Annotated in this window: 23 protein-coding genes; 15 read left to right on the top strand and 8 right to left on the bottom strand. The window is 56.5% G+C overall.

Annotated features, from left to right (window positions below):
* Positions 1 to 6 precede the first annotated feature (6 nt).
* The 9 genes from ACP8J1_RS00360 (at position 7) to ACP8J1_RS00400 (ending at position 10,898) form a co-directional block, all read left to right on the top strand.
* Positions 7 to 2,601 carry an ATP-binding protein gene (locus ACP8J1_RS00360; RefSeq protein ID WP_023020285.1) on the top strand — a complete coding sequence of 865 codons (2,595 nt, stop codon included), beginning with the start codon at positions 7 to 9 and terminating at the stop codon, positions 2,599 to 2,601.
* A complete protein-coding gene (locus tag ACP8J1_RS00365; protein ID WP_023020286.1) occupies positions 2,594 to 3,307 on the top strand; it encodes a response regulator in 714 nt (237 codons plus the stop codon). Before ACP8J1_RS00360 ends, ACP8J1_RS00365 begins: the two co-directional genes overlap by 8 nt.
* An 884-nt stretch (positions 3,308 to 4,191) precedes the next feature.
* Positions 4,192 to 5,340 (top strand): MFS transporter, encoded by a 1,149-nt coding sequence (locus tag ACP8J1_RS00370; RefSeq protein ID WP_023020287.1) that lies wholly within the window; start codon positions 4,192 to 4,194, stop codon positions 5,338 to 5,340.
* A 233-nt stretch (positions 5,341 to 5,573) separates the two neighbouring features.
* Positions 5,574 to 6,977 carry an AMP nucleosidase gene (gene amn, locus ACP8J1_RS00375; RefSeq protein ID WP_034656130.1) on the top strand — a complete coding sequence of 468 codons (1,404 nt, stop codon included), beginning with the start codon at positions 5,574 to 5,576 and terminating at the stop codon, positions 6,975 to 6,977.
* A 73-nt stretch (positions 6,978 to 7,050) separates the two neighbouring features.
* On the top strand, positions 7,051 to 7,563 hold the full coding sequence (locus ACP8J1_RS00380; protein WP_005326355.1) for a phosphoribosyltransferase: 513 nt from the start codon (positions 7,051 to 7,053) through the stop codon (positions 7,561 to 7,563).
* Between the two features lie 21 nt (positions 7,564 to 7,584).
* Positions 7,585 to 9,066, top strand: coding sequence for a SulP family inorganic anion transporter (locus tag ACP8J1_RS00385; RefSeq protein ID WP_023020289.1), 1,482 nt, complete (start codon positions 7,585 to 7,587; stop codon positions 9,064 to 9,066).
* Between the two features lie 285 nt (positions 9,067 to 9,351).
* Positions 9,352 to 9,852: a ferritin gene (locus ACP8J1_RS00390; protein ID WP_023020290.1), complete on the top strand. Its 501-nt coding sequence runs from the start codon at positions 9,352 to 9,354 to the stop codon at positions 9,850 to 9,852.
* An 82-nt stretch (positions 9,853 to 9,934) separates the two neighbouring features.
* The gene (locus ACP8J1_RS00395; protein ID WP_023020291.1) at positions 9,935 to 10,288 is read left to right on the top strand and encodes a hypothetical protein; all 354 of its coding nucleotides are present in this window, start codon (positions 9,935 to 9,937) and stop codon (positions 10,286 to 10,288) included.
* Positions 10,289 to 10,301: 13 nt separating this feature from the next.
* Entirely contained in the window at positions 10,302 to 10,898 is a 597-nt protein-coding gene (locus ACP8J1_RS00400) for an HAD-IA family hydrolase (RefSeq protein WP_023020292.1), read from the top strand.
* Here ACP8J1_RS00400 and ACP8J1_RS00405 read toward each other — a convergent pair.
* On the bottom strand, positions 10,881 to 12,014 hold the full coding sequence (locus ACP8J1_RS00405; protein ID WP_034656134.1) for an ROK family transcriptional regulator: 1,134 nt from the start codon (positions 12,012 to 12,014) through the stop codon (positions 10,881 to 10,883). The two genes, ACP8J1_RS00400 and ACP8J1_RS00405, sit on opposite strands and share 18 nt — an antisense overlap.
* 108 nt (positions 12,015 to 12,122) lie before the next feature.
* On the opposite strand from ACP8J1_RS00405, the gene ACP8J1_RS00410 reads away from it, so the two are divergent.
* Both ACP8J1_RS00410 and ACP8J1_RS00415 read left to right on the top strand, forming a co-directional pair.
* Positions 12,123 to 12,692: an LOG family protein gene (locus ACP8J1_RS00410; protein ID WP_034656137.1), complete on the top strand. Its 570-nt coding sequence runs from the start codon at positions 12,123 to 12,125 to the stop codon at positions 12,690 to 12,692.
* A gap of 69 nt (positions 12,693 to 12,761) precedes the next feature.
* On the top strand, positions 12,762 to 14,432 hold the full coding sequence (locus tag ACP8J1_RS00415) for a DUF885 domain-containing protein (RefSeq protein WP_023020295.1): 1,671 nt from the start codon (positions 12,762 to 12,764) through the stop codon (positions 14,430 to 14,432).
* Here the strand turns inward: ACP8J1_RS00415 and ACP8J1_RS00420 are convergent.
* A complete protein-coding gene (locus tag ACP8J1_RS00420) occupies positions 14,429 to 15,520 on the bottom strand; it encodes an AbrB family transcriptional regulator (protein ID WP_023020296.1) in 1,092 nt (363 codons plus the stop codon). The genes ACP8J1_RS00415 and ACP8J1_RS00420 overlap by 4 nt on opposite strands.
* A gap of 113 nt (positions 15,521 to 15,633) precedes the next feature.
* Between ACP8J1_RS00420 and ACP8J1_RS00425 the strand changes: the two genes are divergently transcribed.
* Positions 15,634 to 16,404: a TSUP family transporter gene (locus tag ACP8J1_RS00425; RefSeq protein WP_034656140.1), complete on the top strand. Its 771-nt coding sequence runs from the start codon at positions 15,634 to 15,636 to the stop codon at positions 16,402 to 16,404.
* On the opposite strand, the gene hrpB is transcribed toward ACP8J1_RS00425, so the two are convergent.
* Both hrpB and ACP8J1_RS00435 read right to left on the bottom strand, forming a co-directional pair.
* A complete protein-coding gene (gene hrpB, locus ACP8J1_RS00430; RefSeq protein ID WP_023020298.1) occupies positions 16,405 to 18,672 on the bottom strand; it encodes an ATP-dependent helicase HrpB in 2,268 nt (755 codons plus the stop codon). It abuts the gene before it with no gap.
* Entirely contained in the window at positions 18,673 to 19,338 is a 666-nt protein-coding gene (locus ACP8J1_RS00435; RefSeq protein WP_034655648.1) for a sugar O-acetyltransferase, read from the bottom strand.
* Positions 19,339 to 19,508: 170 nt separating this feature from the next.
* Between ACP8J1_RS00435 and ACP8J1_RS00440 the strand changes: the two genes are divergently transcribed.
* A complete protein-coding gene (locus ACP8J1_RS00440) occupies positions 19,509 to 19,838 on the top strand; it encodes a hypothetical protein (protein ID WP_023020300.1) in 330 nt (109 codons plus the stop codon).
* Between the two features lie 94 nt (positions 19,839 to 19,932).
* Here the strand turns inward: ACP8J1_RS00440 and ACP8J1_RS00445 are convergent, their stop codons facing one another.
* Positions 19,933 to 20,643 (bottom strand): ASCH domain-containing protein, encoded by a 711-nt coding sequence (locus ACP8J1_RS00445; RefSeq protein ID WP_034655651.1) that lies wholly within the window; start codon positions 20,641 to 20,643, stop codon positions 19,933 to 19,935.
* 72 nt (positions 20,644 to 20,715) lie between these two features.
* Here ACP8J1_RS00445 and ACP8J1_RS00450 point away from each other — a divergent pair, with 72 nt between their 5' ends.
* Positions 20,716 to 21,129 (top strand): hypothetical protein, encoded by a 414-nt coding sequence (locus ACP8J1_RS00450; protein WP_232212571.1) that lies wholly within the window; start codon positions 20,716 to 20,718, stop codon positions 21,127 to 21,129.
* A gap of 239 nt (positions 21,130 to 21,368) precedes the next feature.
* Here the strand turns inward: ACP8J1_RS00450 and ACP8J1_RS00455 are convergent.
* From ACP8J1_RS00455 to ACP8J1_RS00465, 3 genes are all read right to left on the bottom strand, one after another.
* Positions 21,369 to 22,603, bottom strand: a protein-coding gene (locus tag ACP8J1_RS00455; protein ID WP_167315507.1) for an IS3 family transposase whose coding sequence is annotated in 2 segments (ribosomal slippage) — positions 21,369 to 22,315 and positions 22,315 to 22,603 — 1,236 coding nt in all. Because the reading frame shifts where the segments join, the coding sequence is not laid out codon by codon here.
* A 364-nt stretch (positions 22,604 to 22,967) separates the two neighbouring features.
* Positions 22,968 to 23,621 carry a response regulator gene (locus ACP8J1_RS00460; protein WP_198010442.1) on the bottom strand — a complete coding sequence of 218 codons (654 nt, stop codon included), beginning with the start codon at positions 23,619 to 23,621 and terminating at the stop codon, positions 22,968 to 22,970.
* A 25-nt stretch (positions 23,622 to 23,646) separates the two neighbouring features.
* Positions 23,647 to 24,504 (bottom strand): sensor histidine kinase, encoded by an 858-nt coding sequence (locus ACP8J1_RS00465; protein ID WP_198010443.1) that lies wholly within the window; start codon positions 24,502 to 24,504, stop codon positions 23,647 to 23,649.
* Between the two features lie 476 nt (positions 24,505 to 24,980).
* Here ACP8J1_RS00465 and ACP8J1_RS00470 point away from each other — a divergent pair, with 476 nt between their 5' ends.
* Positions 24,981 to 25,988 carry an ATP-binding cassette domain-containing protein gene (locus ACP8J1_RS00470; protein ID WP_023020304.1) on the top strand — a complete coding sequence of 336 codons (1,008 nt, stop codon included), beginning with the start codon at positions 24,981 to 24,983 and terminating at the stop codon, positions 25,986 to 25,988.
* Positions 25,989 to 25,990: the final 2 nt, after the last annotated feature.

The raw sequence follows: 25,990 nt of genomic DNA on the forward strand, positions 1-25,990 counted from the left end.
TGCCATATGAACGACAAGAAAGTTCCGGCGCGCACCAAGCGTGGCGCTTTGAAGATCTACCTCGGCGCGGCGCCTGGGTCTGGTAAGACCTGTGCAATGCTCAACGAGGCGCACGGCCTTGTGCTGGCCGGCCGCGATGTGGTCATTGGCATCGTGGAAGATCATGGGCGCGAATTCACTCGGGCGCTGTGTGATGGCCTTGAGACCATCCCGCGGCGCCACGCTGCCGGGCTATCCACCGGAGAACTCGATACTGCAGCCATCATCTCGCGCCAGCCGGAAACCGTTCTGGTCGATGAATTTGCCCATTCCAATCCGCGCGGTGAGGAACACGCTAAGCGCTGGGAGGACGTAGAGGAACTCCTAGCCGCAGGAATCGATGTGATTTCTACCCTGAACATCCAGCACCTCGAAAGCCTCAATGACGTAATAAAGCAGATCACCGGTATTTCCCCGCAGGAGACGGTGCCAGACGAGGTGGTGCGTGCGGCGAATGAGATCGAGTTGGTGGATGTATCCCCGCAGCTCTTGCGCACCCGCTTGAGTGATGGCCAAATCTATAAAGAAGCACGCATTGCCCCAGCGTTGAATAATTATTTTCGGGTGGGCAATCTGACTGCACTGCGGGAGCTTGCCCTGTTGTGGTTGGCGGACCAGGTTGATGAGGCTCTCGCGTCCTACCGTTCTGAACAAGACATTACTGATACCTGGGAAGCGCGGGAACGGGTGGTTGTGGCCATTCAGAACGTCGCGCACGCAGAACTGCTCATTCGCCGCGGGCGCCGCATCGCATCCAAATCCTCAGCCGAGCTACATGTGGTCCACGTAATTTTTGGGGATTCCTTTTCTTCCGGTGAATCTTCTGTTGCAGGTTCCGCTCAACAACTGTCCAAACTACAATCCTTGGCTCAGGACGTGGGTGCCCGTTTGCATCAGGTCACCGGTGACTCGGTGCCAGAAGCGCTGCTTAATTTTGCCCGCAGCGTCAACGCCACCCAGCTGGTCCTGGGGGTTTCACCACGGCGTCGCTTAGGCCTGCACTGGCGCGGCACCGTTGCTGAGGCCGTGTTGCGGGATTCAGGCAAGATTGATTGTCACATCGTTAATCTTCCGTCCGATAAACCCTCGCCTCTTTCACCACTGCTGCTACCATTGCATTCCCTTCCGCGCCGGGCGGTGTCTTGGGTAGGCGCAGCTGTCGCTTTCATCGCCTTGACCGCACTGTTGCAAGGCATCGACGGCTCGGCATTGGGAACAGGCACGTGTTCTGCTTTTTACTTTGCGCTGATCCTCCTCGTGAGCATGCTCGCTGGCCTGTGGCCGGCGGTAATTATTGCGTTTGCCTCGGGCTTGGCGGTCAATTGGTTCTTTACCGAGCCCCTGTACACGTTCGATATTGCTGAGCCAGCTAACGCTGTCATCCTCGTGGTCATGGTAGCCATTGCCCTGGCCGTGGGTTTACAAGTGCGGCGCACCAAAATAGAGCACCATAATGCGGCCATTGCCACGCGCGATGCTGAGCTCTTGACGGTCTTTTCCCGCGCAGCCCTCAACCGCCGTGCGGACGTATCTCCCATCGACGCAGTGCTTCGCAAGGTAGGAGAGACTTTCGGCTGCCATAAGGCCGTGCTTCTTGACGCCTCCGGGGACATACTCTCTACCTGGCACGCTTCGGCGGCCTCGCCCCGGCAGAGTAAACACCTGCATATCCCCGCTAAGACTCATAAACGTGAGGTAGAAACGTTGGTTTCCAGCGAGGACACTACGGTCCAGATTGTGATGGAAGGCCCAGCGTTATCCGCCCGCGACCGTGCTTTGGTGGCGGTTGTGGCAGGCTATTTAGCCGGCATCGTGCGCCGCGACAAGCTTTCGGCTGAAGCCGCACGTGCCGATGCCATTGCTGCCGCTGATGAATTGCGTCGTGCACTGCTATCGAGCGTGAGCCACGATCTGCGCACGCCCCTAGCAACGGCCAAGCTGGCTGTGTCCTCTTTGCGGAATTCCGAAATCGAATTCAGTCCAGAGGATCAAGAAATACTGCTGGCGGAAACCGCAGCTAGCATCGATCAACTCACGCTGCTCGTGACCAACCTATTGGATCACTCGCGCTTGAGTGCAGGAGCGGTAACTGCACGCCGGGATACTGTGGAGTTATATGAGGTAGCCAATCGGGCTATTGCTTCCTGTGCCTTTGGGCATAGCAAGGACCAACTTGGTCGCATTCATATTGGTTCTGGACTCCGTGGCCGCACCTGTTGCGCGGATAGCGTTTTGCTGGAACGCGTGCTGGCGAATCTATTCGATAACGCTTTGCGCTATGCGCCGAGCGGACCAGTCAACGTTGATGCGCAGGTTATAGATGAACGCGTGGAGCTGAGTGTGAGCGATGAAGGGCCGGGAATTTCACCAGAAAAGCAGCAGGAGCTTTTCCAAGCTTTTCAGCGCTTGGGCGATACCAGCAATGACAACGGGGTGGGTTTAGGCCTCTCCGTTGTACGCGGATTTGTGGAGGCCATGGACGGTACTATCACCGTAGAGGCCACTCCAGGAGCGACCTTTATCCTGAGTTTCCCGCTGCGGGAGGAGAAAAGCCATGACTGATAAGAAGGCCACGATTGTCATTGTGGATGATGATCCGCGTTTGCTCACCACCTTGAGCATTAATTTTAAAGCGCGTGGGTATGAGGTGTATTCAGCCAGCACCGGGGCGGAGGGTCTGCAGGTGGTCTCCCAGCATCAGCCCGATGTGGTGATTTTGGATATGGGTCTGCCGGATATGGATGGTCGGGAGGTCCTCGATGGGATTCGAGGGTGGTCAGCAATTCCCGTTCTGATTCTTACGGCCCGGTCCGATCCCCTATTTAGTGCCTCGGCCCTAGATCGCGGTGCTGATGATTATGTGACCAAACCCTTTTCTATGGAAGAGCTCTTGGCCCGCGTGCGCGTGGCTTTGCGGCATGGCAGTCCCCAGCATCCATCTGCTCAGCGGGAAGCCACGATGGTGCGGGCGGGCGATGTGCTGATCGACGTCCCTCGACACTCCATCACCAAGGCAGGAAAGCCCCTTCACCTGACCCCTACTGAGTGGGGCGTGCTTACGACGCTGTTGCGTGCCCACGGCTGTTTGGTGCGCAAAGAAGACCTCCTCGCAGAGATTTGGGGCCCGGGTTTCGAAGGGCAAAGCCACTACCTGCGCATCTATACCTCGCAGCTGCGCCGCAAACTGGAAACCGATCCCTCTGATCCCCAATATCTGCTTACTGAACCCGGGTTGGGATACCGCTTCATTACCTCCCCAGGAGTCTAGGAGTAGCTGACGCCATTTTCTGCAGGGAACTACTCTTGCAGTGGCAATTCTGTGCAGTGGAGGGGTGCGAGTTGGTATCCATAACGCTTATGCGTCGAGGGCTTCGGTGTGCCCTGCGCATTTAACCAACTGCAAGCGCGTGAGAACTAAACATTTCAACTGGTCACCAGCGATCGTTCGTTCTCTAAATCATTTCTGGTGCTGCAGATTAGTTGCTTTTCCCTGAAGGGGTGACGGTGTCTGTCATGCTTTCCTGACCAAAGAACCTTCGAGCATATTTTTGGGTAGAAGGGTCTATTAAATCAAGCTACGTTGTACGCACCGTTAGAAGAAGGAATAGGGCTCTCTACTTTCATAAACTTGGCTCGATTTATTGTGCCAACGTTGAAGGTTATGAATTAGAGACGTCTGGGGTTGAAAGCTTGGTATCTAAAAATAGAGCTCCTCAAGACTCCGGTGTTCATTTATCGCTGTCTGGGTGGGGCTTTATCTGCGCACCTGCATTCGTGCAAGAAATCTTGCACGAATCTCTCGGGTAGCTTACTGTGGTCGATCGTTCAGGAATTCTTGCACGATTGGAGTTGTGATGAGCCCACGAAAGTATGAGCATCCGGCCACCGAGGACCTTGAATTCGTCCGTGTTCTGGCTGCGGTAAGTGATCCCATCCGGTTAGAGATGGTTAGGCGCCTGGCAGACGGTCAGGAGCACGATAGTTTGACGCTCGCTGATGACCTGCCTCGATCTACCCTGACCTACCACACTCGGCAGCTGCGTGAAGCCGGTGTGACGTGGACAAGAAGCCAGGGACGAACTTGTGTTATCTCTTTGCGCAGAGGCGATCTAGACGAACGGTTCCCTGGTTTGCTCGATATGGTGATTTCGAATGCTTAAACAGCTGTGGCCGTTAGTTTTGGGCAGTGTAGCGCTCGGATTGGACGCATATGTTATCGCTGGGCTGCTATCACAGATTGCAAACGACTTGGGTACAAGTGGCAGTGTGATCGGCTTGGGCGTTACCGCCTTTACCGGCGCGTACGCAATATCTGGTCCGCTGTTCTCGGGTAGGGCAGGCAAAGATCCGCGGAGTGGTCTGCTTGGAGCTGTTGCTGTGTTTTCTTTGGCGAATGTCGTGACTGCAGTTTCGCCTACAGTGAGCGTTTTTCTCGTGTCGCGCTTAATCGCAGGTGCAGCAGCGGGAATTTATTCGCCGCTGTCCTCAGCCGTAGCGGGGATGTCTGTCCCAGCAAAGTATCGCGGGCGCGCACTGTCAATGGTGCTGGCTGGCTTAGCGGTGGGAACTGTCGTGGGCGTACCGGTGGGATTGGGGGTAGCTAAACAGCTAGGCTGGAGGGCTACCATCGGTTTGGTCTCGGCCATTGGAATAGTGGCGTTAGCGGGTCTAGCGTTGCGCAAAGCGAGTGTGGTACCAGCTGTGCCCTCCTCCTCGTTGGGGCAGCGACTCCGAGTCATCGGCCGAGTGGATAACTTCCTGACGACCTTAGTTACTTTCTTTGTTGGAGTGGGTTCGCTGGGGTTGTACACCTATATTCCTGTAGTGCTTGATCGTGTGCAGGTAGACACCATTGCTGGCATGTGGGTCTGGGGTATCGGCGGGGCAGTGGGTGCTTTTGGGATTGGGAGGGTGCTTGACAAGGTTAATAGTTCACGCAAACTAACGGTCACTATCATTGCATTACTCGTGACTGATTTCGCTCTACTGCTGCTCTTCCCTTCGAGCCACGTGGTGGCAGTGGTGTGTCTTTTTGCTTGGGGGCTTTTGGGGTGGTCGTCAATGGCGCCACAGCAGCATTCGATGCTCAGTGCAAACCCTAATGAAGGGGCGACTGCTGTTGCTGCTAATGCATCTGCGAACTACCTTGGCTCGGCAGTCGGCTCCGCAGTGGGTGGATTACTGTTGCCCTCCTCCACGGGAATCCTGTTAGGAGCACTAGGTGCAGTCCTAGTAGGAATCGTCTGCAGTATTGGGGCCAGTGCCTCTTCTCGCTCTCATAGTGGGGGCAATGTGAATTAGGAATACTTCGGATTGATGGGACGATGCCCGAATTGACATAGTCGAGCTCTTCGTCGCATTCCCTTTGAGACCTTTGCTTTGACACTCTTAGCAGCTAAAAGGACTGATCCTAGGCCTTTGATTTTCTCGCAGTAAATCATGTCAGTATCGGTATCACTGAAGCTACCGCGGAAAAGAATAATGAAATGCGCGGACCGCTGCCGCGCTGCGAAGTCCCCGCTACACTCGCGCTTATGACCGATCTGCAGCATGTCCACTCCGTTGATGAGGCGGTAAACCGCCTGATCGAGATTTACGAGAATTCCTGCGAGCTTGCGCGCAAGACTTTGGAATCAGGAAACCTTGATGACTATCGCTACGTGGTTTATCCCAAGGTCACGGTGGATATCCGCAAATGGCAGCCCATCGATCGTTCCGAGCCCTTCGGCTACGTTAACGAGGCCGGCAAGTACTCGGCGGTAATCTCCAAGCCGTACATCATTCGGGACTACCTGCACGAGCAGCTGACTCGCCTGGCGGGTAACTATCCGTGCGATATTTTCGTCGGTCAATCGGACCAGCGCATTCCACCGGAGTACATCAAGGACACAAGGAAAGCCCCGCAGGAACGCGGGCCTATTCCGCGTCCGACGCTGGATGAGGTCAATGATGCAATCATTGATGGCGAATGGGATGCCTTCCACGGTGCGGAAAAGCCGCTTTTTCATTTTGGTGCCCAGCGCTTTGATATCGCGTGTGCGCGCATTGAGCATTACACCGGCATCGAGGTCGATACGGTGCAAAAATACATTTTGTTTACTAACTACGCGATGCACACCACCGAGTTTGTGAAATTCGGTTTGCGCGAGTTGACCAGGGAAGACTCGCGTTATACCGCCTTGGTGCTGCCCAATGGCGAGACCATTCATCCCAACGATGCGGTGGACCTCGATGTGGACGGTCTGACCTTGACGTCTCGCTTCCAAATGCCGCGCTTTGACCTGATCACTGCCGGTGGTGATGGCATCACGATGATCAATATCGGTGTAGGGCCCTCCAACGCCAAGACGATCACAGATTGCTTGGCGGTACTGCGGCCGGAAGCCTGGATCATGATTGGCCACTGCGCTGGCATGGATGGGCGCATGCGCATCGGGGATTTGATTTTGGGCAATGCCTACCAGCGCAATGACCACATCTTGGACCAAAAGGTTGCGGCGACCTCTCCCATCCCGGCGATTCCGGAGGTACAGCGCATGCTTGAGTCTGCGGTGAAGGCGGTATATGGCGACGATAATTCGCTCATGCGAACCGGTACGGTGCTCTCCACCGATGATCGCAATTGGGAGTGGCGCACTAACCGGGATTTGTGGGAGTGGCTGCGTACCTCCACCGCGGTGGCTGTCGATATGGAATCGTGCACGCTCGCGGCCAATGGCTATCGCTACCGCGTTCCCTACGGCACACTCCTTTCGGTCTCTGACCTGCCATTGCATGCGGTGCCGAAGCTGCCGGCCCAGGCGCAGGCCTTCTACTCCAACTCGAAGGAAGCTCACGTGATGTGCGCGGTGCGCGCGATGGAGCATCTAGCCGAAAATCCGGAGCGCCTGCGCACTCGCAAGCTGCGCCGGACTTTGGGCGAGGTTCCATTCCGGTAGGTGCCTTTTCTTTGGCAGGCAATGCTCGTTAAACTACAAAGAAATCCCATGACGCAAAAGGAGCCACACAATCGTGACTGAAAATTGGATCCACCCGGACCGGGAAAACCTCACCTGGGAGGTCTTCGGCGAGGCGAGCCGTAACCTGTCGGAACAGATTGTGGAATCTGGTTGGTTCCCTGACCTCATCGTGGGCGTCGCCCGCGGCGGCCTCATTCCAGCCGGTGCTATCGGTTATGCCATCGGTGTGAAGGCCATGGGCGCTATCAATGTGGAGTTCTACACCGATATCGGCCAGACCCTGGAAGAGCCGATCATCTTGTCCCCGCAGCTGGACACGGATTCGCTAAAGGGCAAGAAGGTACTGGTCGTAGATGACGTCGCGGACTCCGGCAAGACCCTGGATCTGGTGGTTAATCTACTTAAGGAAACCGCAGACGAGGTGCGCTCAGCCGTCATTTACACCAAGCCGAAGACCATCTTTGAACCGGACTTTTCGTGGAAGAAGACCGATCAGTGGATCAACTTCGCCTGGTCCGTGCTGCCAGTTATCACTGCAGATGGCTCCTTTAAGGAAGGCTCCTAAAGTCCACTAGGATGAGCAGGCGTGATTAAAGAACAGCCTGCCCCAACCGGCGTCATCGCCAGTTTCCGTTATGCATTTTCCTCGCCCGCTCGTCTGCGCAAGGAAGTCTTTGGCGGACTCGCGGTGGCGCTTGCTTTGATCCCGGAGGTCTTAAGCTTTTCCATCCTTGCGGGCTTGGACCCGCGGGTGGGATTGTTTTCTTCCGTCGTCATGGCAATGTCCATTGCCTTTACCGGTGGCCGGCCGGCGATGATTTCCGCAGCGGCCGGCGCGGTGGCGCTCGTTGTCTCTCCGCTCGCGCATGAACATGGGCATGACTACGTGGTCGCCGCGGTGCTCTTGGCGGGAATCATGCAGGTGGTGCTGGCCGCGGTGGGCGTCGCCAAGCTCATGCGCTTTATCCCGCGCTCGGTGATGACGGGGTTTGTGAATGCGCTGGGAATCATGATGTTTACTACGCAGCTGCCACACCTTAGTGATGTGCCGTGGATGGTCTATGTGTTGGTGGCCATCGGCCTAGCCATCATGCTGGGGCTACCACGGCTGACCACGGTGATTCCCGCCCCGCTCGTTACCATTGTGGTGGTCAGCATCATTGCGGTCGCGGCCGGGTGGAAGGTCCCCGATGTGGCGGACCAAGGCGAGCTGCCTACCTCGCTGCCGGGGCTTTTCGTGCCGGAGATTCCGTGGAACCTGGATACCGTGCGGCTTATTGCGCCCTATGCCTTCGGTATGGCGTTGGTGGGGCTCATGGAATCGCTGCTAACGGCCAAGCTGGTGGATGACATTACGGATACCCACTCCGATAAAACGCGCGAGTCCTTTGGCCAGGGCGTGGGCAATATCCTCGCCGCGGCCATTGGCGGTATGGGCGTGTGCGCCATGATTGGCCAGACCATGATCGGCGTGAAGGCATCCCAGGCGCGCACGCGCTTGTCGACGTTTCTCGCAGGCGCCTTCCTCCTCATCCTCTGCCTTCTTCTGGGCGAGACCGTCGGCCGCATTCCGATGGCTGCCCTGGTGGCGGTGATGATCATCGTGGCCGCAACTACGGTGGATTGGCACTCGGTTCACCCGCGCACGCTTAAGCTCATGCCGCTATCAGAAACGCTGGTGATGCTGGTGACGGTCGTAGGCACGCTGGCTACGCATAACTTGGCGGTCGGTGTGGTGCTCGGCGTGGTGACCGCATCCATTGGCTTTGCTCGCCGCGTGGCGCATCTGGTGGAGGTAAAACAAGTAGGCGATGCCGAGTATACGGTGCGTGGCCAGCTGTTCTTCGCCTCCTCCAATGACTTGGTCTATGCCTTTGACTACACGCTGGACACCCAGCGCGTGGTGGTAGATATGACGGAGGCCGAGGTATGGGATGCCTCTACGGTGGCGACGCTGGATGCGGTGCAGAAGAAATACGCCGAGCGGGGCATCGAGGTAGAGTTTCGCGGCCTGGAGGGAGCTAGTGCGCAGCGCCTTAATCGCCTTAGCGGCCGCCTAGGTGACTAACATCACATTTGTGGACTGGGGTGCGGGGGCTTAAGTAGTAGGCGCCGAACTGACCTTGAGTTCGCGTTGGTGTAAATGCAAAGGATCCGCGATGACCTCGCGTTCTTAGGGGAACTTTGCCTGCGTGTGGTGGCAAGCTTTGTCTTGGCTAACTTAGGTTATCCAATCTAAAAAAGCGTAATGACGTGCAAGTTTACTTAAGTAGGCCTTGCTGGATCGCAGGGGAATCTTCGGTAGTGTGGTGTCTAGCACTTATTGATTTCCCTGCACAGAAAGGTTTTTACAATGGACGAGAAACTGCAAACCCTCCTGAACAACCAGGTCATTAGCGAGTACGGCGCTTCCATGGTCTATACCCAGTTGGCCTTCGAGATGGACAACCTCTCCTTCCCGGGCATGCGCGATTGGTTCATGGGCCAGGCCGCTGAAGAGCGCGTGCATGCCGAAAAGATTGCGGACCATTTGCTCTCCCGCGGTTATCGCGTAGAGCTCAATGACATTCCGGTTGGTTCGGTGAAGGCCGCTAACCCGCAGGATGCTTTCCAGGCTTCCCTGGAGCACGAGCAGAAGGTCTCCGAGGAAATCCGCACCATCGCTCGCGCGGCGCTGGACGCACAGGACCTGGAATCCCGCCAGCTCGTTGACTGGTTCCTGAGCGAGCAGGTGGAAGAAGAAGCTACCGTTTCTGAGATTCTGGATCAGATCAAGCTGGTAGGAAATGACGGCTCTGGCCTGCTACGCATCGATGAGCGCTTGGCTGGTCGCACCGAAGGTGGCGCTGCCTAAGCGCGCCTGGGTGAATAACAAACCCATCAAGATTTAGAGCAATCCTCCCACGGCACTGCAGTGCCGTGGGAGGATTGCTTCTATGTCAACACAACGCAAGGCTTTCTGTGCCATGACGCTTTTGATCCTGGCGCTTTTTCTCATCGTGGGAGCGGCGATTATGTCCACCCACGTGGCCTTGGGGGTATTCCTGACCACTGCGGCGCTCATGCTCGGTCCATTCGCCGGGCTCGCGCTGCTGGTGTACGGTGCCGCGGGCAAGCGCGGCTTGGTTACTCGCTCGCTGTATAGCCTTGGTGGCATGCTGCTCATGGGTGCGATCGGCGGCATTTTCGCCTTGTCTATGGAACAAGTCTCCGCGATGCTGCCCGTTTTTGTGGCCGGTGCCGGTGTGGGAATCGTAGCCGTGCTGACCCAGGCGCCGAAACGCGCATAAACTGGCTCTCGTTATGCCCAAACTCCTTTTTGATATGTATGGCGTGCTCATGCGCCCGGCCACCCCAGAAAGTCATGCAGCCTTGGAGCGCCTCCTCGCGCCATCCGATGCCGAGGCGATGTGGGAGGCCTACGGGTTTTATCGCCCGGACTATGATGCCGGCATCTTTAGTGATAGCCACTTTTGGAATGAGGTAGCGGCCCGCGCAGGGTTGGGGGAGATACCCGTCGCGGAGGCGGTAGCGTGTGAAAACCGCGGTTTGCTGGAGGCCGACCAGGAGATGGTCGCTTTGGTCAAGGGGCTTATCGGAGAAGGCTATAGCGTGGGCATCTTGTCTAATATTCCCACCACGCTGGCTGGGCAGGTGCGCGAGAAGCATACCTGGCTAGAGGACTGCGCGGCGGTGACCTTCAGCTGCGATATTGGGCTGGCAAAGCCGCACCCAGAGGCCTATCGCGTAGCCGTGGATGCGCTGTCCGCGCAGCCGAAAGATACCCATTTTTTTGATGACCGCATCGACTACGTGGAGGGTGCTAGCTACTGCGGGCTCAATGCCCACCTCTTTCGCGGCATCGACTCGGTACGTGAGGTGCTAAGCACACTGGAGTGAGCGGCCTAGCTCCAGCGGTTGGCGCAGGAGCTGGTCGGTGGCCACGGTGCGGGCTACCGCGCGGACAATCTCCTTATGGCTGGGGATCATGCGCAGCTGCAACTCATCGCCTGCGGAGGCGCGGACGGTGGCGGCGAATTGCTTGGGGGCCTTCGGGTCGTCGGTAAACGCGCCGCCGGCGATGACCACGGTGGCCGGGGAGTGGGCTTTGACCAGTTCCGCGGTGATGGTGCCCAATTGGCGGGCGCGCTCGTCCAGAATGGTGCGGACGGTGGGATTGGATTCGGCGATTTGGGCGGCCTCGGTAAGCGAGGCAGCCTTCACTCCTTCCTTCCGAATGGCCTCGAGGATGTGTCGGGTGGCTAGCAGGCGCTCGGAAGCGCCGTGGCCAAGGAGCTCAGAGTGCGTTTGCGGTACGGGAATAATGGGACTGACCTCGTCCTCGACGGAGAGCGCCGAGCCGATGGAATCATCCGCGAAGAGCACCAGAACTCGCTCGCTGGTGCCAATCTCGGCCGCCTGGGTTTCGGAGCCGAGGATGGCCGGGATGGCGGAGGAGACTACTACGGGTACGCCGAACTGGAAGCGCAGGCGTTCGGCGATGTCCACGCCGTGCCAGTTGAGGTTTTCCGCGGTGACCAGGCCGTTGTCATCCACGGTGCCGGAGGTGGTCACGCCGAGGGAGACCAAGCGGTGGTTCAGGTTGGTCATCATGCGATTGATGCCGGCCATGATGTGCTCGAGGAAGTCATCCTCGCTGAGGTTTGCTACCGGCGTGGCCAACTCTTCTTCGCTTAAGGTGCGGCCCTTGATGTCATAGAGGCCGATGTAGGTCTGCTTAGTGCCCACGGAGATGCCGCCGAGCGCCCAGTCATTATCGGCCGCCTCAAGCGGCACAGTTGGCCGGCCGCGCCCACGGGACTGGGTGAGGTCGGTGCGTTCCTGGATGAGGCCCGCGTTGAGTAGGGAAGTAGTAGCGCGCGTGATGGTGGGCTGGGAAAGCCCGGTGGCTTCCACCAACTCGCTCCGGGTGATGATCGGGTTCAGGCGCACCAAATGGAGGCACTTTGCGGCCGGCGTGCGGGGCCGCGTGAACACTGGGCCAGATTTGATCATAAAAAGGAGTATAAGCATCCCAGACTGCTTTGTCTAACCTGATAAAAGGTTCATGTACCGAATAGTCTAAAGGTGGTGGTGGGGGCGCAGATATCTATGCTGGAGAGCATGCAGTCAGTAGCGGTTTATTGTGGTTCAGCAACAGGAAACTCCCCGGCCTACACTCAGGCGGCACAGGAATTGGGCACCGAACTGGCCCGACGCGGCCTGAACCTGGTGTATGGCGGCGGCAATATCGGCTTGATGCGCGAGGTGGCGCAAGCCTGCTTAGCCGCCGGCGGCACCGTCACTGGTGTGATGCCGCAGTCACTGGTGGACCTGGAAATTTCCCACCCCGGCCTGACCACCCTAGAGGTCGTGGGCTCCATGGCCGAGCGCAAGACCCGCATGGAGCAGCTTGCCGATGCCTATATTTGCCTCCCCGGCGGCGTTGGCACCCTTGAAGAACTTACTGAGGTACTCACCTTGCAGCAGCTGGGCCACATCCGCGGCCCAGTAGGCCTAGTTAATACCGCGGACTTTTGGCGCCCCTTCTACGCCATGTACGCCGCCATGGCCGAATCCGGTTTCATCCTGCCGCGCTTTGTAGACGCGCTGGTAATGAAAGAGAAACCGCAGGACATCCTGGATGAATTCAGCCACTGGAGCTATCCCGGCACAAAGTGGGACAACGATTAGTTAACAAGTTCGCAACTTCATCCTCCCCGGGTGGCCTATAGCTGATACTTAGGGATAGACTTCCTCGTTATGAGTTCTGAGCAGACCGCTAAGCGCCAGCCCTCTCTACTGGACGCTTCGTGCGATAACTTCGTTCACGACCTAGCCGAGCTTTCCCCCACCGATGCCACCGCGTGGGGAATTGATGGCTTCGAGGGCGAATTGCAGGATTTCTCCCCGGAATACTTCACCGCCATCGCGGATCGCACCCGTGAGATGGTCGCGGACTTGGATGCCTTGGATGACACCACCGATGAATCCGATGATGAGGATGACTTTGATGAGGTGGACTACGTCACCGCGGCCGTTTTGCGTGATCGCCTGTGCCTCGATCTAGATCTGCACCACCACAGCGAGGATGTGCGCTGCCTAAATAATATCGCCTCACCGGTCCAGACCATCCGCGATACCCTGCTGCTCATGCCGCAGGATACGGACGAGGACCGCGATGCTATTCGCTCCCGCCTGTCCAAGGTGAAGACCTCCTTGGCCGGATACCGCAGCTCCTTGGAGGAAGCGGCCTCCCACGGCATGGTGGCACCGCACCGCCAGATCTCCGAGGTCATTGTGCAGTGCGAGCGGCTTGCCGACGCCGACTCGATGCTCGAGTCCCTCGGCCTCGACGCCGACTCCGCTGAGGTGGAGCAGGCCAAGGAAGCCTTTGGCGAGTTCTCCGATTGGCTGTCCAATGACCTGCAGCCTCAAGCGCCCGCGAAGGATGCCGTGGGCCGCGAGCGCTACGAACGCTTTTCCAAGCTCTTTGTAGGCGATGCCGTCAACCTCGATGAGGCCTATGAATGGGGCCTTGATCAGGTGCGCACCCTGCGAGCGGAGCAGGAAAAGATCGCCCACGAGCTCTATGGTTCCGATTGCTCGGTACGCGCGGCGATGCGCAAGCTCAACCACGAGGAGCGCTATACCCTGCGCGGCACCGATGCCTTGGTGGAGTGGATGCAATCTACCGCCGATGGCGTCATTACAGAGCTCAACGGCAAAGAATTTGATATTCCGGAAGAAGTAGAAGAGATCGAGTGCTGCATCGATCCGGCCGGTACCGGCGGCATCTTCTATACCCCGCCGAGCGACGACTTCTCCCGCCCGGGCCGCATGTGGTGGTCCGTGCCAGAAGGCCAAGACACCTTCCACACCTGGCAAGAGCTGACCACCGTTCACCACGAGGGCGTGCCGGGCCACCACCTGCAGCTAGGCTCCGCACTGGTGCAGGAGGATCTCAACCTGTGGCGCCGTGCGGTGACGTGGAACTCTGGTCATGGCGAGGGCTGGGCTCTCTACGCCGAACAACTCATGGCCGAGCTGGGTTACATGGACGATCCGGGCTTCCGCATGGGCATGTTGGATGCGCAGCGCCTGCGCGCTGCCCGCGTGGTCGTGGACATCGGATTGCACTTGGGCAAGCAGTTGCCGGATTGCTCGACGTCCGGCGTGTGGGACAAGGCGCACGTGAAGACCTTCATGCGTGAAAACACCGCCATGGATGATGCGAACCTCAATTTTGAGGTCAATCGCTACCTCGGCTGGCCGGGCCAGGCGCCGTCCTATGCTTTGGGCCAGCGCTTGTGGCAGGAGACCCGCGCCGCGGCCGAGAAGCAGGGGATGAGTGCGCGCGAGTTCCACTCCGAGGCCCTCGCCCTTGGTTCCGTGCCGATGTCCGTGCTGCGCGAGGCCGTTCTGGATAACTAGCGGCGCAGCAGTCGCTGGGCCAGGCGTAGCAGCTGTGGCAAGTAGCCCGCTACGACCAGTACCGCGATGAGGCGGGTGAGCTGGACTGCGATGACCGCTGGGCCGGCCCCGCCCTCCGCCGAGAGTGCGAGCACCGTCTCTAGCGCGCCGGGGCTGGTAGCCAGGTAGGCCTCGAAGTAAGTGATGTGCAGCCACTTGGTTAGCGGCCAGGCGGTGGCCGCGCAGATACCGATGATGACCACGATGAAAAGAACCGTGGCGGGCAATTGCTTGGCAAAGGCCTTGAGCGCCGGCAGCGAAAGCCCACCGCCGCAGACCCAACCAATGGACAAAAAGGCCATCACCTTAAAGGCATAGAGCGGTTCGAGCGTGTGGCCCTCCGGCAACACGAAAGAGGCTAGAACCGTCAGCAGCAATGGGCCGAGCACCGCGGCGGCGGGGAGATGGAGGAACTTGCCTACCTTTTCTCCTATGCAGGCAATGGCAATCACTAGGGCAACTATCCACCAGGTAGTTTCGCCGTCGACCGAAAGATCCGCTCCTTCGCCGGCAGGCGTGTCCAATAAGGCGACCACGGCCGGTAGCGATACCGAGACTACTAACAGGCGCAGGTATTGGGTGAGGGCGACGTAGCGGAAGTCGGCACCGAGTTCGTCGGCAAGCGCGGGCATGAGGGACGCACCGCCCGGCAGCATGGATAAAATGCCGGTTTCGGAGGAGACATCGTGCGGCTGTGCGCGGTGTAAGAGGTGGCCACCGATAACGCCTACCATCAGTGTGACAAAGGAGATCGTCAGGGCGGCAGGCAGGAAGCCAAGCAATTGGCCCACCGGCACCACGGTCAGCGGAATGGCAGCCATCATGCCGATAAAACCACGCGACATGCTATAAAAACTCCGGTTCACGCGCAGATCTTCCCCAGTACAAAGCGCCATGGCGCCGGAGGAGAGGATCGCTGCCAAGATCCAGGCCGCAGGTACGTGCCACATGCTAAACAGCCAGCCCAATACGACCGATGCCGGAACGACAATGGCCCACCGCGCCACGGTATGGGCACTGAGCCCGGCGCCTTCCTGCTGTGCGGCCATGCGAGCCTCCTCGTTCTGCTGCGACAAAAGTATAATGCCTTCTTTTACTCCACTATGGGGAGGCCGGTAGGCGGGTTATCACCTTACATCATTCAAGATTTATGATCGGGGGCATGGAAATCGATGTGGTGCAGTGGATAATTCTCTTCTTTGGTACCGCGGCCGCGGGGTGGGTTGATGCGGTCATTGGCGGTGGCGGATTGATCCTGATTCCGATGCTGCTCGCGGTCCTGCCGGGCCTCGCGCCCGCGGCGGCCTTGGGCACTAGCAAGCTCGCCGCGGTGACCGGCACTGGTTCTGCGGCCGTGACCCTCGCGCGAAAGGTCGATTTGGACAAGGCGGAGATGGCGCGGTTCCTCCTCATCGCGCTGGTCTGTTCCGGGTTGGGCGCGAGCGTGGCCTCGAGCCTCGATAAGGACGTCATGCGCCCCATCATCATCGTGCTCATGGTGGCCGTGGGCATCTTCGTGGCCTTCAAGCCAGACTTTGGCAGCAGCGATTCGGCCGGAACCCGTGGTGGTTGGCGGACCGTCGTAGTGCTGGTGCTCTCCGGCATCATTTCCTTCTATGATGGCATCTTTGGCCCTGGTACCGGCATGTTTTTGATCATGGCCTTTACTTCTATTTTTGCGCAGAACTTCTTGACCTCTGCGGCCATGGCCAAGGTAGTCAATACCGCTACCAACTTCGGCGCGCTCATCGTGTTCATTATTGGCGGGCACGTGTGGTGGACGCTCGGCATCGTGCTTGGCGTAGCCAATATCGCCGGCGCACTTCTCGGTGCTCGTACCGTACTCGGCGGCGGTGCCAAATTCATCCGCTACGCGTTGCTTACCCTCGTGGTGGTCATGAGCTGCTACCTGGGCTGGCAGCAATGGGGCTAATTACATCCGATTCTTGGTGCGCGCGGTAGCAACCGCGTTCCACGGGTCCTCCGGCCAGGGGTGCTTGGGGTAACGGCCGCGCATATCGGCGCGCACGCCAGCATAGGGTCCCGACCAGAAGCTGGCGAGATCATCGGTCACCGCAAGCGGACGGCCGGCGGGGGAGAGCAGGTGGAATTGCACGCGGTGGCCGCAGTATTCGGGGGATTCGGCTAGTCCAAAGCATTCTTGCAGCTTGATATGAACCACGGGGCGATCGCCGGACCAGTCGATTGCGGCATCGCGGCCAGAGGGGACGGGGAGGCGTTCGGGGGCGAGCTCGTCGAGGTGGGTGGCTTCCGGCCAGGGAAGTAGGCGTTGCAGCGCGGGGTACATGTCAAGCTTGGCAGCGGGAGTGCCCTCGGCGATGCGGTGTAATTCGGGCCCGAGCCACTCGGCGGGATCCGCGGAATCGACATCGGGCCACGGCTCGCCAAAGTGGGAGTGCAGGTGGCGCAGGCGGTCCTTTAATCTTTGGGCCTTCTCGCTAAAGGAAAAGAGACCTAGGCCTTCTTCACGGATGCCGGCGGCAAGCGCCTCCTCGGCTGCGGGGCCGGTGACTTTGACTGGGGTCTCGGACAACGTGATGGCGCCCGCGGCCTTGACCTTGACGCCGCGCACGCGGCCATCGCGCAGGAAGGCGCGGGTCTCCTCGGTGACGCCGATGGTGTCTAGCGCTGCGGTTTCCTCGATGCGGGCGGCCGAGCGGATGATGGCATTGCCCGCATTAGACAAGGACACCTCTGCGATGGCGAGCCACGGGGAACCGGCGAGGCCCGAGTTATCGAGCAGGCGCGCGCGGGTGCCGCTAGCCAGCAGGTAGTCCTCGCCCATGCGCTTGGCCACCTGCTCGGGAAAGGCGGTGGCAACAACCTCTCCGGGATCGGCGGGGCCGAGATCGTCTACGAGACGTGCAAGCCGCTTGACCTCATTTTGAGGTGGGCGGTGACGGGTGAGATCGGGGGTTAAGGGGGCGTCGGCAAGCGAGGCGATAATGGGCGCGGCCTGGCTGCCGTGGCGGAGCAAGGAGGCGCCGAGGCGCGGATCGGTGGGCAGGAGGGCGAGCTCCTGCGTGGCACCAATGCGCTTGAGCGTTGCCTGCGCGGATGCGAGGGCCTGGGCCGGCGGCGGATCGAGCAGCGGGAAATCGGGGCCCGCGCCCCAGCAGTCCAAAAACAGTGCGGCCTGGGTTAGGTCCGCGGAGAGGATCTCCGGAGTAGTGTGCGGGGAAAAGTGCTGGTAATCGTCCTGCGAATAGCAGCGAATAACGGTGCCCGGTGCCTCACGGCCGGCACGACCAGCACGCTGGTCGGCACTCGACTTTGAGGTAGACACCGTCACTAGCCCGGACATGCCGCGTTGGGTGTCGCGCCGGGGAACGCGGGAAAGCCCGGCATCTACCACCACGCGCACGCCCGGCACGGTAAGCGAGGACTCCGCGATAGAGGTAGCCACGACGATGCGCTGTTCATCGGTATATAGCGCGGCGTCTTGCTCCGCGGTGGTCTGCTTGCCGTGCAGCGGGAACACATTATGGCCCTGCAGCGCTTCACAGACGAGGTTTACTTCGCGCACGCCGGGCACAAAGACCAGCGTTGATTCCTGCTGGCGGGCTGCCTGCTTGGCGACGTCCCCATAAAACTCCCTCGTTCCCGCCGCCCTGCCGGGCATGGGCGCGTAATGGATATCGAGCGGATGGGTCACCGCCTCGGTCACGTGCACGGGCGCGTCCATAAGCTGGGAAAAGCGCTGCGCATCCACGGTGGCGGACATGGCGATGACGCGAAAGTCCTCACGCAATTCGGCCAGCTCCAGGCACATGCCCAGCACCAAATCCGTATCGAGCTGGCGCTCGTGGACCTCATCAATGGCAACGGCGGACACGCCCTCGAGCTCCGGATCCTTCAACAGACGACGCAGCAGCACGCCCGGCGTGACGAACTCGACTTCGCTGCCCTTGCGGGACTCGCCCCGGATGGCGAAGCCGACCTTGTCCGGGGTGCCGCTAAGCGTGCTTAATCGCTGCGCGGCCGCGCGCACGGCCACACGGCGTGGGGCGGTGACGATGACTTTGCCCCGCCCTGCCGCATGATTGGCTAACGCCGGTGGCACAAGTGTGGTTTTACCTGTGCCGGGCGGGGCCTGGATGACGACGTTTCCGGTGCTAGGTAGCGAATCGATGGTCTCGGCTACGGGAAGTCCCGCGCCGATGCGAGCGAGATCAAACATTTAGTTGGCGGCTCCAAAACCCTCGACAGGGCCTTTGAGATCCTGGCGCTCCCAGGCTTCCTCATTGTCTTCCAGTTTGCGCACCACGCGGCCGGGTGATCCCAGGACCAGCGAATTATCCGGGATATCGGTGGTAATAAGCGTGCCCGCGCCTAAGACGCAGTTCTTTCCAATCGTGATGCCCGGCAGCACGGTGACATGAGCACCGAGCCACGTATTATCACCAATGGTGATGGGCTTGGCTATCTCCCAGCCGCCGGCGCGCATCTCATGATCGTTTACCGGATGCCCCACCGTAATCAGGGAGCAATTGGGACCCACCATGACACCATTGCCGAGCGTTACCTGGGCCTGAGCCAAGATCGTAGCGCCGAAGTTAATGAAGACGCGCTCGCCGCATACTAGGTTGCAGCCGTACTCCAAGTTGAACGGCACGTGCAGGCCCGGCACCGCTGATTCTTCCGGCAGTATCTCGCGCAGGATGCCTTTGGCACGCTCTTGGTCCGTATTCTGTAGTTCGTTGAGCTGCTTAAGCAAGCGGAAAGTGCGCTGGTGCTCTTCCTTCGCCTCCGGCATGCTCGGCAAGAACCACTCCCCACCGGTCATCCGCTCCCATGAGCCGTAGCGTTCCAAGTCCTGCCGCTCCTGTGCATCCATGGGTGTCATTGTAGAGGGTGAGTGGTGCTTAATAAGTATCTGCGAAAATCCCTTAGATTCCGGTAAAACACAAACTCACATGCCGCTTTTGTTGGCTCGATAAAATTTGTAGACGACATTGGCAAAGCGGTTGCTAATTCTCAGAGTTAAGGTTGAGTGTAAGTAGAAGGCCAAGCACAATGAGTGAGCATATGGAAACAGATTCAAGAAAAATCGTCGATAATATTTTGAGCGATATGGCGGAACTCAATGACTGGATCTGTATTGCTGATGCAACTGGGGCGAATGGGAAAAACTCGTTTTATGCTACGTATGACGATGTCGTTACCATCCTTAGCGCAGTCAAAAACTCCTCAGCAGTGACGCTTGGAAAGGTCGGCGCAGGATTTCAAGACCTTCCGGATACTTGGTCTCCTAGGGAAATAGCGAGCGAAGTGTTTTCCTCCTCGGATCCTATCGGTGAGATGATGAACTTCTGGATAAGGGAAATAGAAGACCCCCAGCGGTAGCTCCCGCAATCTTCACCCCGCAAGGATGACGCTATCGATGAGGTGAATTCTGCACGTGGGGAGGAGGGCTATTCCACCTTTCGGTCTGGATGGATTACCGCAGGTGGAACTCTACGACGTCTACTTCGTCATCGTCACCTAAACCGGGATAATGAGCATCTAGCGCTTTCTGAAGCTCGGCGAGAGAGCCAAAGCCGTCATTTCGAGCTTGCTTTTCCGACAATTTACTTCGCTGGATAGAGGAAACGGCCGTGACCTGTGCAGGAATGGTGACGACCTCTCCGGATTCTTTCTCGAAGACTATTTGGGCATTTCCTTCATGGAAAGGATCATCTACCCGAATTGTCTGTTGCTTTTCTCCGCTACGAATTGATTCCTCGTAGCCTTCCCACATGTAGATGCGCTGCTCTTGTTCCATATCTCGCCAGTTGAATGCGAATGGCAAGAGTTCTTCTACGGTAGGTGCTTCAAGTCCATTGCTTCCGCGCACGATGCACCGAATGGACGGATCAACATCAAAAAGCACCTGGCGGCATTTACCGCAGGGAGGAATAACTTGACCAGTAGGTCCGTATACGGCGACTACTGCTTGGATTGGGTCCTCTGGATAACTAGCAGCATGGTTAGCTAAAGCCGAGACTTCCCCGCAAGGACCACCGAGGAAGTGGTGCGCGTTCAAACCGAGTACGTGTTTTCCTGATTTGGTGAGGAGTGTTGCGGCTACAGTGTGATCTCCTCCGTCCTGAAAGCGCCGTGCGTGAGTAGTTGCTTTGGCTAGCAAATTTCGAAGTTCGTTCGTAATCACTCTTTAAGGGTAATGATTGCCGACGCGCTTCATCTAGGTGAAGACAGAGATTAGGGAACATTGAGGGGCAACATGCTTGGTATAGCCGAGCAGAGATTGACTATTGCAGTGTTTTTAACTGCATATTCACGGTTCAATCAAGCAATAAGAGCTAGTCTAAAGCTGGAATTCGACCGCTCTTTAGTACGTGCGTTGAGTAGCCATGCCATACTGCGAAGACGTTTCGGAGCGAAGAAATCTTCTGCAAGAAGAGGAAATCCCTCACATGGTGGGGTTTTATTATTGAATAATGGCGCTATGGATAGAACACAGAAGATAAAAACTGGAGTTTTACTCGCTTTAGCTGTTGTCTCTTTAGCATTATTTATTTTGTGGGTGACAGACGTCATCGGGCTCGGTTTAGCAGTCGTCCTCATGATTGTTATGACTGCCGCTTCTGTGGGCGTGCGTGTGTGGGCGGAGAATGCAGGGCGACAGTCGGAATAAGCGATGCGCCGCAGCAATGGCAGAAACAGTCCTCTTTCTTAGCGTTTCCGCAGGTGGGGCGAGGTCGAAACCGGATTTTGGAATTAGAACCCGCCACAGGAAAATAGAAATCAAAGCAAATACCTAGGAGCAAAAACCCAAGGCACTTCAGTACCCGCGATGGTCGTCTTTATGCGCATTGGCACGAGGCATACCGCAGGCTAAAGATACACCACACTGAAGTGCCCCGGGTTTTGTTCCTAGGCATTTGCCTTGATTTCCATTATTTCTTGGGCCGGGTTGGTTTCCCAAAACTCTGACTCAACCTCAGCTGGCGTGCGATAGCCGAGACTTTGGTGAAGCCGTACCTCGTTCCACCAATTAACCCATTCAAACGTCGCGATCTCCACGTCAACCACGCTGTCCCACGACCGCCGATGAATCAGCTCATTTTTGTAGGAACCGTTGACGTTTTCGGCCAAAGCATTGTCATAGGAATCTCCTACTGTCCCGGTAGAGGCAGCAATTCCATACTCAGCCAGCCGTTCGTTGTAGACAATGCTGACGTACTGTGAGCCATGATCTGAATGATGAATCAGCCCCGTTGTTTCCTTCGCGCTGACAATCGCCTGATTAAGCGCCTGCAGCGGCAGCGCCTCGGTACGCATTGAATCAGATAGTGCCCACCCGACGATCCTTCGGGAGAACACGTCGGTAACAAAAGCGGTGTACACGAATCCTTTTCTAGTGCGCACATAAGTAATATCGGCCACCCACAATCGGGCCGGTGCCGGGGCGTTGAACTTGCGATTAACTAAATCAGGACGCAGATCTGGTCCCTTCGGCTTGCGGGTAGTAATAGGAGACTTACCTTTACCTTTGCCTCTGACTCCAGCAAGACGCATCAGGCGTGCGGTCTGCTCACGGCCAATGTCGATTCCTTCACGGCGCAGAGTATGCCACATCTTACGGATGCCGTAGACGCCAAAATTTTCTTCATGGACCTCGGCGATGTGCGCGACTAGAGCAGCGTCACGAAGACTGCGGGCACTCATACCACGGGCTTTTGATTGGCGGTATCCACGGGACGTGATGAAACCGCCAACACGGTGGGTGTTTAACGTCTCGCAAATGAACTCGATGGAGAAACGATCCCGATACTCATCGATGAACCGGATCATTTCCGACGTTTTGGGTCGAGTTCCGACGCGAAAAAAGCCGAGGCAGCCTTCAGTAGCTCATTGGTGTCGCGTAGCTCTTGATTTTCACGGCGTAGCCTCGCGTTTTCCGCGGCCAAGTCTTCAGGCACAGGTTCTGGGATGCTTCCCGCACGACGGGCCTGCTGGGTCCACTGACGAGCCGTGTGCCATGAAACCCCCAACTTTGGAGCTACTGCCTTGCACGCGGCTTGCATCGACATATTTTCCGCCAAGATACGGTCCTCTACAAGACGGACCACACGGTCCTTCGCATCCTGGTCAAATTTTCTTGGCATATTCCAGATTTTCCCATCTACTCAGACGGAACAAAACCTGGGACACTTCACACTGATGGACGCAACCCCATGACGGCAGAGCATAAAACAAGTCGCTATATAGATAGTTAGTTTTATCCAGTTCAGGCGACACTGTGACAACGTGCTGCCGGTGAAAATACCCGACAGAATCCGCCTCACGTTGATACACTATCCGCAGACACGGAGTAGCGGCTATTTTGTGTTTGTATCGGTTTCCTCGAGGTGAGGCATCAAGGGTTCCTCAGCTGCGCGCCCAAGGATCTCCGAGGGGGAGTCATTTTCGCATACGCTCAAACGCTAGCGGTCATTATTCAGGGGGCGAATTTTATGAAGCGATAGTCCATTATTGCGCGTGTGCTTCGTTCCATAGTATCGCTATCTGCACACGATCCCGCATCTCTAATCTGGAGAGTATTCGTGAAACGGTCTTTTTCACACTGTCCCGCTGTATTACAAGCTTTTCCGCTATTTCCTTGTTATTGAGTCCTTGGGAGATTAACTCTGCAACTTCTTTTTCGCGCGGAGACAGTGATGCTATGGAGTTTTGGGCGTCTCGTTGACGCTTTGTCGAAGCTTTTACTGGTCTGCGCTCTTGAAGAAGGGTGGCCGTTATCCGAGGAGTAAGGACTGCGTCTCCCCCGTATACAGATCGAATAGCATTCTGTAAATCACGTGAACGGGCATCCTTAAGTAGATATCCGGAGGCTCCCGCATCGAGAGCACTAAGAGCGTAATCATCCTGATCATATGTAGTCATTATTAATATTTTTATCTTGTCAAACGAAGCAATTATCCGTTCTGTTGCTTCGATTCCATTCAGAAAAGGCATGCGGATATCCATTAATATGACTTGGGGGAGGAGATCATTGGCTTCCTTCATTCGGGAAAGTACTTCAATCGCTTCTTGACCGTTGGTTGCGGACACCATTACATGCATATCGGCTGCCTTTTTTACGAGCAAGGAAAGTCCGAACCGAGCGGCCTTTTGGTCGTCCACGATCATTACTCTAATTGAAGAGTCATTATTTATATCGTTCTGCACTGGTGTTTCCTTCCCTTGAACCTGGGTAAATAGGGATTATCGCGTCCACTTTCCATCCCCTACGTGTAGAGCTCGCGGTTAAGCTTCCTCCTACCTTTTCTAGACGTCTACGCATTCCTAGGATTCCATTTCCGGGTTTCACTACAGAGGTCTGTAGTTTTCCATTATCGGAAAAATGAATACGAACCGAATGTGGAGAAAAATCTAACGAAACGGTAATTTGGCTTGCTTCTTGTGCATGTCGAATCGTGTTAGTCGTGCATTCCCTTATGACTTGAAAACACAGTTCCTGGATACACTGGTTCTCTGTGCGTTTACCGTTTTCTAGAAATGCAACAGATATCCCAGTTTTCCGAGTTACTTCTATGAGGGAAGCCAAATCATTCCATGTGTGTTGTCCCTCCTCGGTTAAGGTTGCTAGATCGGGGGGTACTTCCTCTTGGTTTATCTCATAAACAGTCCGACGCGTATCTGCAAGAGCGTCACGCGCCAATTCATCAATCATTTCCAAAGCTTCTTCTAGATCAGGACGGCCTAACTGACCTTTGACACCTTCGCTTAGCGCTGCTATAGCAGTCAGACTATGTCCCACGCTGTCGTGAAGACCAGTGGCAATACGGGTAGAACGTTCTGCCTGAAGCCTTTTGTTTTCGGACAATCTAGCATGATGCTCAGCTGCGAAAACGTCATCTTGGCGAGCTAACGATAGCTTTCGAAATCTCGCCCCCAAAGAAATGGTGGAGATTGTTCCCACATAGAAGAAAGCTGGTAGGAAGGCGCTGATTCCGTAAGTAGGAAACATTTTCCATGAAGCGGGGAAGTCGGCCGCTAGGGCCATTAGGAGTCCTACCCCGATTTTCCAAGCGGTAGAGCGAGAACTTGTGCTATGGACGGATATGAGTAGTGGAATAAGGCAAAAAGCGCCTGCAGAATAAAAAACTTCCGCAGAAACCATAAAGATGCATTGAATAATGAGAATAAGGAACGGCGCTCGCCGCCTGAAAAGTAACACAATCGACTGCGACGACACCCATATCCACCACAGGTAGTCAGGCTCGAAAAGACTATTTACGTGGAAGGACAGCGAGACTGCAAATTGTATCGACGCACTCAGAAGTGCCCCTAGTAATGGAGCTGAGGGGGAAGATTGCCACGCTTCAGCTATCTTGTCCAAAAAATTTCGAGGAGCGGTAGGGGGGTAGTTAACGTCCACAATGGCAGATTGATTTAGTTTCTTCAAGCGAAATTCCTAGTCAGTTTAACTCTACGTCGTCAGCTTTAGGATTGTCCCCTGTAGGGGACAAAAGTCTCCTTATGATGGATTTCTACTCCCGTTCATTGAACAATGAGCTCCGAGGCCAGTACGGCCGCTTCGAAGTTCTTAAAGAAAGAGGGAAAATGGACAGGGGAACAAAACTCCACTTAAACCACGTGACTCAAATACTCGGAAAGACTGAAGTAATCAAAGATCTTTCAATCACCGTTCCTACTAGTAAAGTCTACGGCTTCCTGGGCCGAAATGGAGCGGGAAAATCCACGGTGATGAAAATCATTTTGGGTCTTTTGAGGCCTGATACTGGCACTGTTGAGCTTGAAGGAAGGCCGGTGGCTGGCGGGGACACAAGCTATCTCTCTCATATCGGGAGCCTGATCGAAGAGCCATCATTTTATCCTAATTTAACTGGGGCGGAAAATATCTCCTACCTTGGCAAGCTCAGGGGGGTCAAAACAAACACTAGTCACATTCTTGAGATGGTAGGTCTCTCTAATCACGGAAAACGAAAAGCCGGAGAATACTCTCTGGGCATGAAGCAAAGACTGGGAATCGCGCTAGCCTTGGTTGGTGACCCCGACATCTTATTGCTCGACGAACCTACTAACGGCCTAGACCCAGATGGAATTAGAGAAATTCGTGAGTTAATTTTGCGATTTTCCAGAGAAATGGGAAAAACCGTAGTCGTCTCTAGTCACATCCTCTCCGAAATTGAACAAGTTGCTGATGTCGTAGGCATTATCCATGAAGGTTCTTTGCGTTATGAGGGGGAGCTTAGCAGTCTAATCGGTGCTCCTTCTCTTGTGATTGATGCTCTGAATTCTTCCGAAGTGGAGCAAGTATTAGACCGGCGAGGTATCCCTTACTCAATCCTTGATGACGGAAAAATTCGATTGCGATACCAAGACAGGGAGCTGTCGTCCCAAATTATTACTTCAATTGTGACTGAAGGATCCCCCATTGCTAGTGCAACAATTCAAAGCCACACTTTGGAGGATGCCTTCCTAACGATGACGGGTAGTGCGGATATCGAAGGGGCTGGGAGGTAATA

This window comes from Corynebacterium sp. LaCa_205 (assembly GCF_057458085.1).